Raw genomic sequence first — 15,962 nt, 5'->3', positions numbered from 1 at the left:
CATCCTTTCGGTCGGGCCGCGCGCCGCCGGGTAAACGGCGGCCGGCCAAAACGCCGTCGATTGCGGCGACGGCTTAAAGCTTACAGCGCCAGCAGGGCGGCGCGATGGGCATCGAGGGTTGCCTCGATGTCTTCGTCGCTATGCGCGGCGGAGACGAACATGCCTTCGAACGGCGAAGGCGCGATGCTGATTCCCCGGTCCAGGAGACCTGCGAAAACCTTAACGAACCGCTCCGTGTTCGACGCCTTGGCGGTCGCATAATCGATCACGGGGCCTTCCGTATAGAAGGGGCAGACCATCGAGCCGACGCGGTTGACCGTCAGTGGGATGTCCGCTTCCTTGGCGTTGGCCAGGAAGCCCTCGGCGAGGCGGGCGGACGCCTGCTCCAGCCGCTCGTACACCTCCGGCGTCAGCAGGCTCAAGGTCGCGAAACCGGCGGCCATGGCGAGCGGGTTGCCCGACAGCGTTCCCGCCTGGTAGATCGGTCCGCTCGGGGCGATCCGCTCCATGATGTCCCGGCGGCCGCCGTAAGCGCCGACGGGCAGACCGCCGCCGATCACCTTGCCGAAGGTGGTCAGATCGGGCGTGATGCCGAACCGCGACTGGGCGCAGCCGCGGTCGACGCGGAAGCCGGTCATCACTTCGTCGAAGATCAGCAAGGCGCCGTATTGGCGGGTAAGCTCGCGAAGGCCTTCGAGGAAGCCGGGCAGGGGCGGAACGACCCCCATGTTGCCGGCGACCGGCTCGACAATGACGGCGGCCAGCTCCTCGCCGAATTTCTCGAAGACGAGCCGGACGGCATCGAGATTGTTGTAAGGGACGGCGATCGTGTTCTGGGCGATGCTTTCCGGCACGCCGGGGCTGTCGGGCAAGCCGAGCGTGGCGACGCCGGACCCCGCCTTGATCAGCAGCGAATCGCCGTGGCCGTGGTAGCTGCCTTCGAATTTGAGAATCTTGCTGCGTCCCGTCACCCCGCGGGCGAGCCGGATGGCGCTCATCGTCGCCTCCGTGCCGCTGTTGACCATGCGGACGATGTCCACGGACGGCACGCGTTCGACGACCAGCTTGGCCATTGCCGTCTCCAGCTCGGTCGGCGCGCCGAAGCTCGTCCCGTTCTCCGCCGTCCGCTTCAGCGCGGCAACCACCTCCGGATGGGCATGGCCCATAATGAGCGGCCCCCACGAGCAGATATAATCGATGAAGACGTTACCGTCGATATCATAGATTCGGCTTCCGGCGGCCCGTTCCACGAAAACGGGCGTCAGCCCCACCGCTTTATACGCACGGACCGGGCTGTTCACCCCTCCCGGGATCACCCGTTTCGCTTCCTCGAATGCCGCGCGCGATTTCGTATCGATGCGTCCAGCCATCAGACAACCTCCTTTACCCGCTGTATTCATGCAAATCTCTCGTTAATTCTCGCGGACGGAACCGGCGGCAGCTTGCTTACGAAGCTGCATCACCACCGTCTCGGCCGTCTCCCGTCCCTGCCGGACGCAATCCGGCAGTCCGACGCCGTCGAACGCCGCTCCGGTGAGATGGACCCCCGGCATCGTCCCGGCCAGCTCCTCGCGGGCCGACTTAATATGCTGCAGATGACCGACCGGATAGTTCGGCATCGACCGATACAAACGGGTGAGCTCGTGGAAGAGCGGCTCGGCTTCGATGCCGAGCAGTTCCCTCACTTCGGCGCGCACCCGCCCTACGATCTCCTCGTCCGACAGCTTGACCCAGTCCTGGTCGCCGGCGCGGCCGACATAACAGCGCAGCAGCGTCTTGCCGGCGGGAGCCGTGTTCTCCCATTTGAGCGAGGTCAGGGTGCAGGCGGTGATAAAGCGCCCTTCCTTGCGGGAAATGACGAAGCCCGAGCCGTCGAAGGTCGGCGGCACGTCGTCGCCGTTAAAGGCGAGCACCACGTTCGCCACGGACACATAGGGCAGCTCCGAGAGCCGGACGAGTCCCGGCAGGTGCGGCAGCAGGCCGGGGTATTCGTAAGTCGGCAGCGTCACGATCACCGCATCGGCCTCCAGGTAATCCCCCCGGTTCAGGTGCACGCGGTAACCCGGCGTCCCAAGCTCCGGCTTGCCCTTGATCCGCTCCAGCCGCACGGCGTCCGTCTCGCGCAGAATCACGGCTCCGCTGTCCAGCACCGCCTGCTCCAGCTTGTCGATGACCGTGCCGAGCCCCTTGCCGAAGGACAGGAACGCGCTGCCGGCTGCGGCCTTCGGCGGATTCGACGGCTGGTTGCGGCCGCTTGCCTGGTTCGCCTGCATGCCCTGGATGACGCTGCCGTAATGCCGTTCGGCTTCCTTAAACTGCGGGAACGTCGCGTCCAGGCTCAGCTTGTACAGATCCCCCGCATAGATGCCGGCGAGCAGCGGCTCCGCCACGCTCGCCACCATCTCCGCGCCGAGCCGCCGCTCCAGGAACCCGCCGAGCGACTCGTCGCCGTCGTCCTCCCGCTTCGGCAGCGACAGGTCCTCGAGCGCCCGCGCCTTGCCGTCCGGCGAGACCAGACCCGTCTCCATGAAGGCGGACAAGTCGGTCGGAATGCCCAGCACCATACCCGAGGGAGCGGGGTAAAATTGACCGTGGTGCAGGAAATACGAGCGCTTGCCCCGGCTGCCCTGACCGACCAGCTTGTCTTCGATGCCGAGGTCGCGGATCAGGTCGATCATCGGCTGCTTGCGGGTCAGGAACGAATCCGCCCCTTTTTCAATGGTAAAGCCGCTCTTCCGGACGGTCTGGACCTTGCCGCCCAAGCGGCCGCTCTTCTCCAGAACGGTAACGGCGACGGGCAGTCCCGCGTCCGCCGCGTACCGGCTTGCATAGAAGGCCGCGGTCAGTCCGGTGATTCCCCCGCCGACGATGACCACCTGCTTCGCGGATGGTTCACTCTTCACCTCAAACCCCTCCTTCGTTTCTCCGGCGCCACGTTCGCTTCAGCGGCCGGAACCGGCGTCGGCCTTGGCCGCGACGGCTTCTTCAATCTTGTCCCGGAGCGTCCCGAGATAGAGCGGGTCGGTATTCAGCGATTCCGTGCGGGCAAAGCGGATGCCGAGTTGTTCCGCCGCGCGGACGCATTCGATATCGAGGTCGTACAGCACCTCGAGGTGATCCGATACGAAACCGGCCGGACAGTCAAGCACGGCGCGAACGCCGGCTTCGGCCAGCTTCGGCAGCACCTCGAGAATATCCGGTCCGAGCCAGGGAACCGGCGTTCGGCCTGCACTCTGCCACGCGAAGGACCAGTCCTTCACGTCGGCCGCATCCGCGACCAGCTTTGCCGTTTCCAGAAGTTGCTGCGGGTAAGGATCCCCCGCTTCCACGATCGAGGCGGGCAGGCTGTGCGCAGAGAACAGCACCTTCACGTCCTCGCGGGCATACCCCGCCTGAACGAACTCATCCAGCTTGGCCTGCACCCGTTCCGTCAGGGCCAGAATGAGCGAAGGGTGATCGTAGTAGCTCTCCACAAAGCGAATCGGCAGGCCCAGCTCCTCCGCCTTCGTCCGGGCTTCCAGGATGTAGCCGCCTACGCTCATCCGCGAATAGTGCGGCGCCAGCACGATGCCGACGGCTTCCGAGACGCCTTCGCGGAACAGGGCTTCTACGCCGTCCGGAACGAACGGGTACGCATGCTTGAGTCCCTGGCGGCAGATGAACTCTACGTCCTCGCCGCCGGTTTCATTCAGCATCCGCTCCAGCTGCTCCACCTGCCGGTTCGTGTTCTCCCGAAGCGGGAAAACGCCGCCGACGACCGCTTCGTAGCGGGCGGTCAGCTCGGCGAGCTGCTCCGGGCTCGGAGCCCGGCCGTGCCGAATATGGGTATAATACGCTTCAATCTGATCCATGCTCTCCGGCGTTCCGTAGGACATAACCAATACGCCGATCCGTCTAACGCTCATTCGCTTGCCACCGTCCGTTTGTCCGTGTCTCTTGCGGCTTCTGCCGCTAAGCGCTCGCGGGAATAGTCGTGCACATAAGCCGTCAGTTCCTTCAGCTTGCCCAGATCCGCCTGCGGAAACAGCCCGTGGCCCAGGTTAAAGACGAAGCCGGGCTCGCGCATCCCTTCGTCCAGGATCGTCCTCGTCCGCTCGCGGATCACGTCCATCGGCGCGGTCAGCACGTAAGGGTCAAGGTTGCCCTGAACGGCGAACGCATGTCCCGTCCGCCTGCGTCCTTCCGCAACCGAGACGCGCCAATCAAGCCCGATTACGTCGGCGGCAAGAGAGGTGAGCTCGGGCAGCAATTCGCCGGAGCCTACGCCGGGAAAATAAATTTTGGGCACCGGCAGATCGGCCAGCGAGGCAAAGATGCGTTCGACCGTCGGGCGGACAAACGTCCGGAAGTCCTGCGGCGCGAGCGCACCGACCCAGCTGTCGAACACTTGAAACGCCTTGGCGCCGGAGGCGACATGGGAGCGCAGATAGGCGATGCACATATCGCCCAGCTTGTCCATGAGGGCGAACCAAACCTCGGGCGCGCCGAACATCATCTGCTTGGTCAGTCGGTAATTCTTAGCGGGGCGGCCTTCGATCAGATAGCTGGCAATGGTGAACGGAGCGCCGGCAAAAGAAATCAACGGCACCGTCAGCTCCCGGCTCAGCAGCTCGATCGTGCGCAGCACATGGCCGAGGTCGCTCTCGACGTCGATCGGCTTCAGCCGTTCGACATCGGCCTTGCTGCGAATCGGATTATGCACCACCGGTCCGACGTCGCGGACGATGTCGAAATCGATGCCGATCGACGCGACCGGGTTCATGATATCGGAATAGAGAATCGCCGCGTCCACGCCGAGCTTGTTCACCGGCATCATCGTGACGCGGGCGGCCAGCTCCGGCTTTCGGCAGATCTCCAGCAGGCTGTAGCGTTCTTTAATCTCCCGGTATTCGGGATCGTAGCGGCCCGCCTGCCGCATATACCAGACCGGGACCCGGTCGGCGGGTTCGCGGCGGCAGGCCCGCAGGAACGAATCGTTGAAGGCCATAGTCAGCCTTCCTTCAGCCAGCGGACGGCGTCCTTGGCATGGTAGGTGATGATCATATCGGCTCCGGCCCGCTTCAGGCCGGTCAAGGTTTCCAGCACGATCGCCCGTTCGTTGATCCAGCCGTTCTGCGCCGCGGCCTTGACCATGGAATACTCGGCGCTGACGTTGTAGGCCACCACCGGCAGGTCAAAATTCTCCCGCACGCTGCGGACGATGTCCATGTAAGCGAGCGCCGGCTTGACGATCAGCATATCCGCCCCTTCCAGCACGTCGGACTCCGCCTCGCGGAGCGCCTCGCGGGCATTGGCCGGGTCCATCTGATACGTCTTGCGGTCGCCGAACTTCGGCGCGGATTGAGCGGCCTCGCGGAAAGGTCCGTAATAGGCGGAGGCGTACTTGACCGCATAGGACATGATGGGGGTATGAACGAAGCCCGCCTCGTCGAGAGCGGTGCGGATCGCCTGGACGAAGCCGTCCATCATGTTGGACGGGGCGATGATGTCCGCTCCGGCGCGGGCCTGGGATACGGCCGTGCGGGCGAGAAGCGTCAGCGATTCGTCATTGTCGATCACCGCTTCGTGGGTGCATTCGTCGGTGTGCACCACTCCGCAATGGCCGTGGTCGGTGAATTCGCAGAGGCAAGTATCGGCGACGACCAGGAGCTCCGGGTGGCCAGCCTTGATCTGGCGGGTAGCCCGCTGAACGATGCCTTCCTCGTCGTAGGCCGAGGAGCCGACGGCGTCCTTCGAGCCGGGAATGCCGAACAGCAAAACGGCCGGTATGCCCAGGGCCGCCACTTCGGCGATTTCTTCATCCAGGCGGTCCAGCGAGAAGTGATAGACGCCCGGCATGGACGAAATCTCCTGCTTAATGCCGGTGCCTTCGGTGACAAACAGCGGATAGATGAGATCGTGAACGGTAAACGCGTACTCGCGAACCAAGTTGCGGAGAGCCGCAGAGGTGCGCAGGCGGCGATGACGAACAACGGGGAAACTCACGTATACAACCTCCTTGGGATTGGACAAGCACGATGGGGCCAAAAGGACCGAACCGACTCAGCTCGGTTCCTTCTTTACAGGTTTTGCAAAGCGTCAGCCAGCGATTCCACGGTCGCTTCCTTCGAAGTAAGAACCGTTCGGAAGCCGGCTTCGCGGGCGGTTTGTTCGGTGATGGGACCGATGCAGACGGCGGGAACGGCCAGCGCCAAGGCGAGCAGAGCTTCATCCTCCGTCGCCCGGACGAGCTGAAGGAAGCTGTTCACCGTCGAAGAGCTGGTGAAGGTCACCGCCGTCAGGCCGCCGTCCGCAATCGTGCGGCGCAGGTCCTCGCCGCTCTCGCTGGCGGGAACCGGGACATAGAGGTCCGCTTCGATCACCTCCAGGCCAAGCTGCCGCAAGCCGTCCGGCAGGACGCGGCGGGCCAGGCCGGAGCGAGGCAGGAACGCCTTCTGCCCGGCCTTCAGCTCGGGAGCCGCCGCCGCGAGCAGGGTCTCGGCCTGGAATTTGTCCGGCGTGAGGTCGGCGACGATTCCGCGTTCGCGCAGGGCCTCCGCCGTCTTCGACCCGACCGCCGCCACGCGGGCGCGGGCCATGGCCCGGATATCGAGGCCGAGCCGGGCCAGCCGTTCGAAGAAGAAATCGACGGCGTTGGCACTGGTGAAGAAGACCCAATCGTACTCGGCGAGCCGCGAGCATGCCGCGTCCAGCTCGGCGAGAACGGCCGGGTCCGTCGGCGCTTCCAGACGCATGACCGGGAGCTCCAAGGCTTCGCCGCCCCATTCGTCGATCCGGTCGGCGAGTCCGCTCGCCTGTGTCCTGGTGCGGGTGACCAGGATGCGTTTGCCGAACAGCGGCTTCTTCTCGTACCAGGCCAGCTTGTCGCGCAGGGTCACCACCTCGCCCACGAGGATGATCGCCGGCGACTCCAGGCCCGCCTCTTCGACCTGCCCGACGATGGTCGCGAGCGTCCCGGTCAGCGTCCGCTGCTCGGGGCGGGTGCCCCAGCGGATCACCGCCACCGGCGTATCCTCGGGCTTGCCGTTCGCGAGCAGGGTATCGCGGATCATGCCGAGGCTCTTCACGCCCATCAGGAAAATCAGGGTGCCCGTAGCGGTCGACAGCTTCGACCAATCGATGTTGGTGTCGGTCAGCTTCTTGCACTCGTGGCCGGTCACGACGGCGAGCGACGAGGTGAAATCGCGGTGCGTCACCGGGATTCCGGCATACGCCGGAACGGCGATCGCTGAGGTGATGCCGGGGATGATCTCGAAGGCGACGTCGTGCTCGGCGAGCAGCTCCGCCTCCTCGCCCACCCGCCCGAACACGGACGGGTCGCCTCCCTTCAGCCGCGCCACCGTCTTGCCGGAGAGCGCCAGATCGACGAGCAATTGATTGATCGCCTCCTGGTGTAGCGTATGCCGGTCCGGCCGCTTGCCCACATACACCCGCTCCGCCCCCGGCTTCATATGCTTGAGCAGCGCCGGGTTGGCCAGCCGGTCGTAGACGACGGCGTCGGCCTTGGCGATGGCCTCCAGGCCGCGCACGGTGATCAGCTTCGGGTCGCCGGGACCCGCGCCGACCAGGTAGACCTTGCCCTTAAGGGGCGCGGAAGCGTTCTTCAAGCGGTTCTCCTTGTCAGGCTCCATGGTCAGACCTCCTCCGGCGAAGTCTCGGATTCCTCCGCTGCCAGCCCGTATTCGGCGAGGATGCGGCCGCCGCCTCTTGCGAGCAGCTCTTCGGCCAGCTCCCGGCCGAGGCGCTCGGGGTCCGTCCCGCTGACCGAGCTGCGGTACAGCTCGCTGCCGTCGGGTCGGCCGACCATGCCGACCAGCCGGATCGCCGGTGCGGCTTCCGCAGCCGGCGAGGCCGAGCCTGCCGCGTCCGGCTCCAGGAGCACGGCATGCGCGCCGATCGGCACTTGGCAGCCGCCGTTCAGGCGGGCCAGGAACGCGCGCTCGGCGCGGACGGCCAGCGCCGTCGGCTCATGCTGCAGCTGGGCCAGCAGCCCGCGAAGGCCGGCGTCGTCGGCGCGGCATTCGATGCCGAGCGCCCCTTGACCGACGGCCGGAATGCACAGCTCCGGCGGCAAATACCCGCTGATGCGATCGCCCCAGCCCATCCGGGCTAGCCCGGCGGCGGCGAGCACGATCGCATCGAAGCCTTCTCCTTCCAGCTTGCGCAGCCGCGAATCGATGTTGCCGCGCACCGGCTCCACCCGCAGGTCGGGCCGATTCGCCAGGAGCTGCGCCTGGCGGCGGAGACTGCTCGTGCCGACGCGGGCACCTTGCGGCAGCGCGTCAAGCTCCTTCGGGCCGTTCGTGATCAGAACGTCGCGCGGGTCCTCCCGCTTGGGCACGGCTCCGAGCACGAGACCCGGCTGGCGCTCCGAGGGGACATCCTTCATGCTATGAACGGCCATATCGATCTCGCCGGACAAGAGCGCCTGTTCGATTTCCTTGACAAACAGGCCTTTGCCGCCCACCTTGGACAAGGTGACGTCGAGAATCCGATCGCCTTTTGTAACGATTTTCACGATTTCAAAGCGACATTCGAAGCCGGTCTCCGCCGCAAGCTGCTGCAGCCTGTCGACGACTTGACCGGTCTGCGTGAGCGCCAGTGCGCTCTGCCGCGTCCCTACCTTGATGGTTCGCATAGCCGGCTCCTTCCCGATAATTATTCCATTATACCTGATTCCGAGGCGAAAGCCGAATCGCGCGGCCCCCCGCCGCCGGCCCGCTTAGCACCCTAATTCCTTCCGGATACGGCGCAGTGCCGCTTCCCGGTAATCCGGGAAGGTACCGTCCCGGATCGCGGCGAGCGCCGCTGCGTCGGCGGCCTCCCGAAGCAGCCGGCGGCGAAGCGCCCGGTCTCCGGTCGCCGCCAATACGCATTCCCGCACCTCGCGGAGGAACGCCATATAGACGGCGTAATCCCCGCCGTAGCGGTCCGCGATTTCGGCGGCGATCATCCGCGCGGCCGTCGGGCTCGCCCCTCCGGTCGAGACCGCAACCGTGAGCCCGCCCTGCCGGGCGACGGCGGGTACCGTAAAGCTGCCTTCCTCCGGCTCGTCGGCATTGTTGCACAGCCGACCGGCGGCTTCGGCCTCGGCGCAGACGCGGCGGTTTGCGCCGCGGTCCCCGCAGGCGGCGAAGACGAGCAGCGATCCGCTCTCGGCCGCGTCACCGCTGCGGTATTCCCTCGCCTGCCAGGCGATCCTCCCCGCTGCCGCCCAGTCCGCCAGCGCCGGAGTCACCGTCGGCGCGATCACCGCAACGTCCGCTCCGGAGGCCAGCAGGGACGCTGTTTTGCGCTCGGCGACCGGACCGCCGCCGATCACCAGCACCTTCTTCCCTGCCAGCCGCAAAACCAAGGGATAGCCGCCGTTTTCCATTCCGCCGCCTCCTGTCCTTTTGTCCTCAAGATACCACAAACGATTTGCCGGTTGCACGCTCCGGCAGGCGGCCCTCCCGACCCGCGTCCGTCCTTCGCCTCACCCCACGCGTCGTCCTCGTCCCGCCCCGCGTCCGTCCTCGTCCCGTCCCGCGTCCGTCCTCGCCTCATCCCACGCCCGTTCTCGCCTCGTCCCACGCCACGTCCCAAGTCCCACGTCCCGCGTCCGTCCCTCGCCTTACCCCACGCGTCGTCCTCGTCCCGCCCCGCGTCCGTCCCTCGCCTCACCCCACGCGTCGTCCTCGTCCCGCCCGCGTCCGTCCTTCGCCTCACCTCTCGCCTCGTCCTACGCCTCGTCCTCGTCCCGAGTCAGCCCCGCACACCTTAATTCCGCTTCTCCACCCGCACTCGCGCCTGCTCGAAAGACAAGCTTTTGCTTTCGGCGGGGATCGTGTACCCTGAAGATTGGATAGTACGGAAGGGGGAATCCGGCTTGTTTACCCTGCTGCTGGTGGAAGACGATAGGAAGCTGGCTGCGATGCTGCAAAAGCATCTGGAAAAATACCAATATCGCGTAGAGCGAGTCGAGGACTTCGGCAAGGTGATGGAGACCTTCCGGGCCGTGTCGCCGCATCTCGTGCTGCTTGACGTCAACCTGCCCCGCTTCGACGGCTTTTACTGGTGCCGCCAGCTCCGCGCGGAGACGACTTGCCCGATCCTGTTCATCTCCGCCCGCGAAGGCCATCTCGACCAGGTCCTTGCCCTCGAGAACGGAGCCGACGATTACCTGACCAAGCCGTTTCATTACGAGCTCGTCACCGCCAAGGTGGGGAGCCATCTTCGCCGGGCTTACGGCTCACTGTCCGCCCGCCAGGAGGAACGGCTGGTGGAAGCGGCCGGTCTGCGGTTATATCCCGAGCGGCTGCTCGTGAAGGGAGACGCCGGAGAGGTGGAGCTAAGCCAGAAGGAAGTCCTGCTCCTGCTCGCCCTCCTGGAGCGGGCCGGCCGGGTCGTCAGCCGAGAGAAGCTGCTCGATCTGCTCTGGGAGGATCAGCATTTCGTCGACGACAACACACTGAACGTGTACGTGACCCGCATCCGCAAGAAACTGAGGGAGCTCGGACGGGAACATTCGATCGAGACCGTGCGAGGGTCCGGCTATCGCTTCCAAACGGATGAGCCCGACCTGTCCGGGAGGCTCCCATGAAGCTGTTTTGGAAGGAGCATATCCCGCTCCTGTCGTTCTACGCCCTGCAAGCCTTCCTGATTCCGCTGCTCTACGCCCTGCTCGACGTGCATTTTCAGATTCGGCTCGTGCTCTACGGGCTGCTGCTCAGCTTTTCCGTGCTCGTCGTCTACCTGGCGTTCCGCTACCTGACGCACCGGAGCTTCTACAATCGGCTCAGCGCCGAAGACTTCGACGGAGACTGGAACGGAGCCCTGTTCCGGGAGAGCGACACGGCCCCGCTGCCCGAAGCGATGGACCGCCTGCTCCTGCTGCAAGAGAAGCACTACCGGGACGAGCTGACCGCCGAGAGAAGCCGCATGGAGCTGCACCTGGCCTTCGTCCACCGCTGGGTCCACCAGATGAAGACTCCGGTCTCCGTCCTCCAGCTGACCGCCCGGGAGATGGACGACGACACCGGAGACAGCATTCAGGAGGAGCTGGATCGCCTGAAAAAAGGCTTGGAGATGGTGCTGTATACGGCGCGGCTTGAGCGCTTCGAGCAGGATTTCGCCATCCGCCCCGTGCCGCTTCTGCGTACAGCCGCCCAAGCGGTGAAGGAGAACCGCAGCCTCTTCATCCGCAAAGGAATTCAAGCGAACCTGATAATCGATCCAGAACTGCAGGTCTACAGCGACGAGAAATGGCTCTTATTCCTGCTCGGACAGATTCTCACCAACGCGGTGAACTATTCCGGCGGTCCCGGCAAAACCGTGACCATCGGCGCCCGAAATCCGGCGGAGCCGGACGGTTTCACCGAGCTCACCGTGCGCGACGAAGGGATCGGCATCGCCAAGGAGGACCTGAGACGGGTATTCTCCCCCTCCTACACCGGAGAAAGAGGCCGTGAGTATACGGAGTCCACCGGAATGGGCCTATACTTGGTGAAGGAAATCTGCAACCGGCTCGGTCATGAGGTGTCGATCGCTTCCGAGCTTGGAGCGGGCACCACTGTCACCCTCCGATTTCCGCACTCTCCGATTCCCGCAGACAACCTTACAAAGCTGTAAGGAAATCGTAAGCCTGTTCCATAGCGGGCCGCCCGGGCGGTTATGTACACTGAACGGGACATCAGCCGACATCAACCCTTGAACGGCTTACGAAAGGAAGCTTGATAAACGTGGAAATCCTGAAAGCTACCTCGGTCAGCAAGGTCTATCCGGGAAAAGTTGCCACGGAGGCGCTGTCCGATATCCATCTGTCCATCGACCCGGGCGAATTCGTCGGCATCATGGGGCCATCGGGCAGCGGCAAGACCACCCTGCTCAATCTGGTCTCCACCATCGATTCGCCGAGCGCCGGCGAGGTGCTCATCAACGGGAAAAACCCGCATCGCATGAAGCGCAAGGAGTTGGCCGTCTTTCGGAGGACCGAGCTCGGATTCGTCTTCCAGGACTTCAATCTGCTCGACACCTTGACCGTCGCCGAGAACATCATCCTCCCGCTCACGCTGGAAGGAAAACGGCCGGCGGAGATGGAAGTCCGGCTGAAGCAAGCCGCTGAACGGCTCGGGATCGAAGCGATTCTGAACAAGCGTCCTTACGAGTTATCCGGCGGGCAGCGCCAGCGGACGGCCATCGCCCGGGCAATCATCGCCAGGCCCTCGCTGGTGCTGGCCGATGAGCCGACTGGCTCGCTCGATTCGAACGCCTCCCGCACGGTCATGGAGACGCTGGAGGAGCTGAACCGCTCCGACGGAACGACCCTCATGCTGGTTACCCACGATCCGCTCGCGGCAAGCTACTGCCACCGCGTCGTCTTCATTAAGGACGGCAAACTCGCGGGCGAAATCTGCCGGGGCGACAGCCGCCAGGCGTTTTTCCAGAACATCATCGACATGCTGTCGTTTTGGGGAGGGAATGCGAATGAACTTTCCTCAATTCGCCTTTCATAACGTCCGGCGCAACGGCCGCGCCTACCTCGCCTATTTTCTGAGCAGCGCCTTCATGGTGACGATCTTCTTCTCGTACGCCGTATTTCTCTATCATCCGGGTGTGGCGGAGTCCGACATGGGCAAGATGACGCAGGCCGGCATCCGCATTGCGGAATGGATCGTCTTCGTCTTCTCGTTTCTGTTCGTCCTCTACTCGATCAGCGTGTTTCTTAAGGCGCGCAACCGCGAATTCGGCCTGCTCACGATCCTGGGCGCCTCGTCCGGGCAGCTTAACCGGCTCATCTTCCTGGAAAACATGATCATCGGCGCCGCCTCCATCGTGACGGGCATGGCCGCGGGGCTGCTGCTGTCCAAGCTGTTCCTGCTCTTCAGCTCCCGCTTCATGGGGCTCGAGGACCTGCCGTTCTATTGGCCCGGAAAAGCCATCCTGCTCACCTCGAGCGCGTTTCTTGCGCTGTTCTTCTTTCTATCCCTGTTCACCCTGATGTTCATCCGCAAGAGCCGGGTGGTCGAGCTGCTGACGGGTACGAGTCGGCCGAAAAAAGAACCGCGCGCCTCGGTGCTCCTGTCTCTTTTGACCGTCCTGTTGCTGGGGTCGGCGCTCTATTTCCTGTACGAATATGGCTTTACCCCGGAAGCCATGTTGGCGGCAGCCGTTCTCGGGATCACGGGAACGTACTTCTTCTACACCCAGCTCTCCGTCCTGATCTTCACTGTGCTTCGCCGGAGCCGCCGTCTGTTCTGGAAACGGACGAACTTGCTGTGGATTTCGGAGTTCACCTACAAGCTGAAGGACAATGCCCGCATGCTGTTCATGGTCACGGTTGCCATCTCGATCGCCTGCATGAGCATCAGCCTGGTCCTGTCCGCCCGGTATGAGAATCGCCAGCTCTACCGAAACGCCCCCTTCGCCCTGACCTATCCGGACTACTCGCCTTCGGCGAAAACAGCCGCGGAGCAAAAGGAAATCGAAGCCTTGTTCGCGGAGGAACACATCGCCTTCCAGAAGGCGACTACCCGAGATTTTATGTACCCGATCCAAGTCTCCGGCCGTTCGCGTTATGTGTCGTTCATGTCCCGCAGCGACTTCGAGCGGCTCTACCCCCTGCTTCCGGCAAGCGCTGAGAACCCGGCTCCGCCGAAGCCCGCCGGAGGCTGGTCCGAAGACCGGAGTCTCTACATCAAGGGAAGCTCAAACCCGGCGCTCGCAGTCCGCTCCGTGGATTTGAAGGCCGCTCGCATGCTCCTTCGGGTTGAAGAGCTTCCGATCAAGCGGCTGGGCGGTTACCCGTCCTTCTCTAACCTGCTTATTGTGGAAGACGGCTTGTTCGCCAAGCTGGTCGATGCCCAGAAAAAGGACCGCCGGTTGAGCATGACCACTGTGACGAGCTACCACGTCCCGGCCTGGGACGGGCTCGATTATCCCGACCGGCATCATCCGGAGGTCGAGTTCAGCCAAAAGCTTGCAGAGATTTGGTCGAAGAAGCCTGCCCAGGAGAGGGGCTACTATCGCATGCGAGCTGATTCCTACCTGTATACCCAGGAAACCATGTCGATGATCGGCTTCATCTGTCTCTTTATCTCGGCCATCTTCTCCGTCTCCTCGGCCAGCTTCCTTTATTTCAAGCTGTTCGCGGAGCTGTCCCGGGACGGACAGAATTACCGCTCCTTGTCGCGGATTGGGCTCGCCGTCTCGGAGATGAAGCGGTCGGTGACGACGCAGATCGCGCTGTTGTTCTTCCTCCCCACGGCCATCTCGACCATCCAGACCTTCGTGGTGCTGCGGCCGATTCTGCAGAGCGCCAACCTACCGCTGTCTCTGCCTCCCCTCTTGACCGCTTCCGTCGTCTTTGCGGGGGCCCAGCTCGTCTATTTCCTCATCGTCCGCTCCCGCCACGTTCATCATCTGGAGCGCCGGATGGACGGCATCTGATCGACACAACAAAACCTGCCCGACTGGCGAAGGCCCCGAAACGAATCTGCATTCGTTCGGCAGTCTCCCGCGAGAGGCAGGTTTCTTTGTGCTTAAACGGGTTATGCGATCACCATGCTGCCGGCCGCCGCTTCCTCGGTCAAGGGCGCAAGCTCCGCCTTCGCCTGGTCTGCCTCCGCAGCGAACCTCGAGGGCCCGGCCTCCCGGGTCTCCCCGTCCTCCCGCTCATGGAGCATGTCCTCCAGAGCGAAGAGCTTGACGAATTGCCGGATCGCCTCCGGCCCGCTCTCTTCGCCGGCCATCTCCTTGATCCGCATGATCGGGTCTCGCAGCATCTGGTTGACGATGCTCTTGGTCAGCCGGCGGATAACCGTCTGATCCCGCTCGCTCAGATGCGGCAGCTTCTGGAGCAGGTTGTCCACGGTATCTTCGTGGATGCGCCCCGACTTTTCCTGCAGGGCGTGAATCACCGGGCCGACGCCGAGCGTCTTCAGCCAGTGCTCGAAGTCGGCGCATTCCCCGCCGATCATCTCTTCGATCAGCTCGGCGGCCTTGCGGCGCTCCTCCAGGTTGGTTTCAATGATCGATTCCAGATCGTCCACGTTGTAGAGGCGCACGCCGGGGAGCTTGGCAACAGCCGGGTCAATATCGCGGGGAACCGCGATGTCGATCAGGAACAGCGACCGGCCGCTGCGACCCGGCAGGATCGCCTCGACGTCCGCCCGCGACAGCACGTTCGCGTTCGAGCCGGTCGAGCTGATGACGATATCCGCCGCCGCCAGCTCTTCGCCGAGCAGAGCCATCGGCACCGCATGGCCGCCGAAGCGGGCGGCCAGCTCCTCCGCCTTTTCGAAGGTGCGGTTCATCACCGCAAGCTCCGCTGCTCCGCCGCTCTGCAGATGCTTGGCCGTCAGCTCGCCCATCTTGCCGGCGCCGAGAATCAGCACGCGCTTGCCGCTGAAGGTGCCGAAGAACCGGCGGCCGAGCTCCACTGCCGCGTAGCTGACAGACACAGGGTTGTCCGCGATCGAGGTCTCCGTGCGAGCGCGCTTGGCCAGCGTCACCGCCTGCTTGAACAGCCGATTGAACAGCGTGCCGGTGGTCTTCTCCGCCTGGGCGCACTGGAAGGCCGTTTTCACCTGGCCGAGAATCTGCGTCTCGCCGATCACCATCGAATCGAGGCCGCAGGCGACCTGAAACAGATGTCGGACCGCCGCTTCTTCCTCCAGAATGAACAGATGGGGATTGAATTCCTCCCGGGAGACGCCGAAGCGGCGTTCCAGGAACGAGCGTATATAGTTACCGCACATTTTCTTGCGGTCGACAACAAGGTACAGTTCCGTCCGGTTGCAGGTCGACAGGATGACGCATTCCAGCACGCTGGGCGTCTCTTTCAGATCCTGCAGCGCCTCCGGCAGGTCGGCGCCGGACAAGGCGAATTTCTCCCGCAGCTCCACAGGGGCTGTCCGATAATGAAGTCCCACCGTTAAGATATGCAAACCGTCATTCACCTGCTTTCGTGGTTGTTTCCTCAT

The 15,962-nt window shown here is 63.9% G+C and carries 13 protein-coding genes; 4 read left to right on the top strand and 9 right to left on the bottom strand.

The window, feature by feature from the left end; translation table 11 throughout:
* Positions 1-80: 80 nt before the first annotated feature.
* From hemL to ACSEXS_RS16480, 8 genes are all read right to left on the bottom strand, one after another.
* The gene (gene hemL, locus ACSEXS_RS16515; RefSeq protein WP_438434337.1) at positions 81-1,370 is read right to left on the bottom strand and encodes a glutamate-1-semialdehyde 2,1-aminomutase; all 1,290 of its coding nucleotides are present in this window, start codon (positions 1,368-1,370) and stop codon (positions 81-83) included.
* A 42-nt stretch (positions 1,371-1,412) separates the two neighbouring features.
* Positions 1,413-2,903, bottom strand: coding sequence for a protoporphyrinogen oxidase (gene hemG / locus ACSEXS_RS16510; RefSeq protein WP_438434336.1), 1,491 nt, complete (start codon positions 2,901-2,903; stop codon positions 1,413-1,415).
* Between the two features lie 39 nt (positions 2,904-2,942).
* The gene (gene hemH / locus ACSEXS_RS16505; protein ID WP_438434335.1) at positions 2,943-3,905 is read right to left on the bottom strand and encodes a ferrochelatase; all 963 of its coding nucleotides are present in this window, start codon (positions 3,903-3,905) and stop codon (positions 2,943-2,945) included.
* Positions 3,902-4,987 (bottom strand): uroporphyrinogen decarboxylase, encoded by a 1,086-nt coding sequence (gene hemE, locus ACSEXS_RS16500; protein WP_438434334.1) that lies wholly within the window; start codon positions 4,985-4,987, stop codon positions 3,902-3,904. The genes hemH and hemE overlap by 4 nt, the downstream gene beginning before the upstream one ends.
* 2 nt (positions 4,988-4,989) lie before the next feature.
* Positions 4,990-5,985, bottom strand: a complete 996-nt coding sequence (gene hemB / locus ACSEXS_RS16495; RefSeq protein WP_438434333.1) for a porphobilinogen synthase — start codon at positions 5,983-5,985, stop codon at positions 4,990-4,992.
* A gap of 74 nt (positions 5,986-6,059) precedes the next feature.
* Positions 6,060-7,631: a uroporphyrinogen-III C-methyltransferase gene (gene cobA / locus ACSEXS_RS16490; protein WP_438434332.1), complete on the bottom strand. Its 1,572-nt coding sequence runs from the start codon at positions 7,629-7,631 to the stop codon at positions 6,060-6,062.
* A 2-nt stretch (positions 7,632-7,633) separates the two neighbouring features.
* Positions 7,634-8,638, bottom strand: coding sequence for a hydroxymethylbilane synthase (hemC, locus tag ACSEXS_RS16485; RefSeq protein WP_438434331.1), 1,005 nt, complete (start codon positions 8,636-8,638; stop codon positions 7,634-7,636).
* An 84-nt stretch (positions 8,639-8,722) separates the two neighbouring features.
* Positions 8,723-9,376 carry a precorrin-2 dehydrogenase/sirohydrochlorin ferrochelatase family protein gene (locus tag ACSEXS_RS16480; RefSeq protein ID WP_438434330.1) on the bottom strand — a complete coding sequence of 218 codons (654 nt, stop codon included), beginning with the start codon at positions 9,374-9,376 and terminating at the stop codon, positions 8,723-8,725.
* A gap of 492 nt (positions 9,377-9,868) precedes the next feature.
* On the opposite strand from ACSEXS_RS16480, the gene ACSEXS_RS16475 reads away from it, so the two are divergent.
* The 4 genes from ACSEXS_RS16475 (at position 9,869) to ACSEXS_RS16460 (ending at position 14,427) form a co-directional block, all read left to right on the top strand.
* Complete coding sequence (locus ACSEXS_RS16475) at positions 9,869-10,582, top strand: winged helix-turn-helix domain-containing protein (protein ID WP_438434329.1); 714 nt, start codon at positions 9,869-9,871, stop codon at positions 10,580-10,582.
* Positions 10,579-11,610 carry a sensor histidine kinase gene (locus ACSEXS_RS16470; RefSeq protein WP_438434328.1) on the top strand — a complete coding sequence of 344 codons (1,032 nt, stop codon included), beginning with the start codon at positions 10,579-10,581 and terminating at the stop codon, positions 11,608-11,610. Before ACSEXS_RS16475 ends, ACSEXS_RS16470 begins: the two co-directional genes overlap by 4 nt.
* A 110-nt stretch (positions 11,611-11,720) precedes the next feature.
* Positions 11,721-12,494: an ABC transporter ATP-binding protein gene (locus ACSEXS_RS16465; protein WP_438434327.1), complete on the top strand. Its 774-nt coding sequence runs from the start codon at positions 11,721-11,723 to the stop codon at positions 12,492-12,494.
* Positions 12,466-14,427: an FtsX-like permease family protein gene (locus ACSEXS_RS16460; RefSeq protein WP_438434326.1), complete on the top strand. Its 1,962-nt coding sequence runs from the start codon at positions 12,466-12,468 to the stop codon at positions 14,425-14,427. Before ACSEXS_RS16465 ends, ACSEXS_RS16460 begins: the two co-directional genes overlap by 29 nt.
* A gap of 101 nt (positions 14,428-14,528) precedes the next feature.
* Here ACSEXS_RS16460 and hemA read toward each other — a convergent pair whose 3' ends face one another.
* Complete coding sequence (hemA, locus tag ACSEXS_RS16455) at positions 14,529-15,926, bottom strand: glutamyl-tRNA reductase (RefSeq protein ID WP_438434325.1); 1,398 nt, start codon at positions 15,924-15,926, stop codon at positions 14,529-14,531.
* Positions 15,927-15,962 lie beyond the last annotated feature (36 nt).

It is taken from the genome of Gorillibacterium terrae (genome assembly GCF_051594785.1).
GTDB lineage: Bacteria > Bacillota > Bacilli > Paenibacillales > NBRC-103111 > Gorillibacterium.
The sequence above is the reverse complement of the archived record's forward strand: the minus strand, read 5'-3'. Positions and strand labels throughout refer to the sequence as shown.

Bases quoted from the DNA above. Each gene is read 5' to 3' on its own strand.
- hemL (WP_438434337.1), bottom strand. From the start codon at position 1,370: ATGGCTGGACGCATCGATACGAAATCGCGCGCGGCATTCGAGGAAGCG.
- hemH (WP_438434335.1), bottom strand. From the start codon at position 3,905: ATGAGCGTTAGACGGATCGGCGTATTGGTTATGTCCTACGGAACGCCG.
- hemE (WP_438434334.1), bottom strand. From the start codon at position 4,987: ATGGCCTTCAACGATTCGTTCCTGCGGGCCTGCCGCCGCGAACCCGCC.
- cobA (WP_438434332.1), bottom strand. From the start codon at position 7,631: ATGGAGCCTGACAAGGAGAACCGCTTGAAGAACGCTTCCGCGCCCCTT.
- hemC (WP_438434331.1), bottom strand. From the start codon at position 8,638: ATGCGAACCATCAAGGTAGGGACGCGGCAGAGCGCACTGGCGCTCACG.
- ACSEXS_RS16480 (WP_438434330.1), bottom strand. From the start codon at position 9,376: ATGGAAAACGGCGGCTATCCCTTGGTTTTGCGGCTGGCAGGGAAGAAG.
- ACSEXS_RS16470 (WP_438434328.1), top strand. From the start codon at position 10,579: ATGAAGCTGTTTTGGAAGGAGCATATCCCGCTCCTGTCGTTCTACGCC.
- ACSEXS_RS16460 (WP_438434326.1), top strand. From the start codon at position 12,466: ATGAACTTTCCTCAATTCGCCTTTCATAACGTCCGGCGCAACGGCCGC.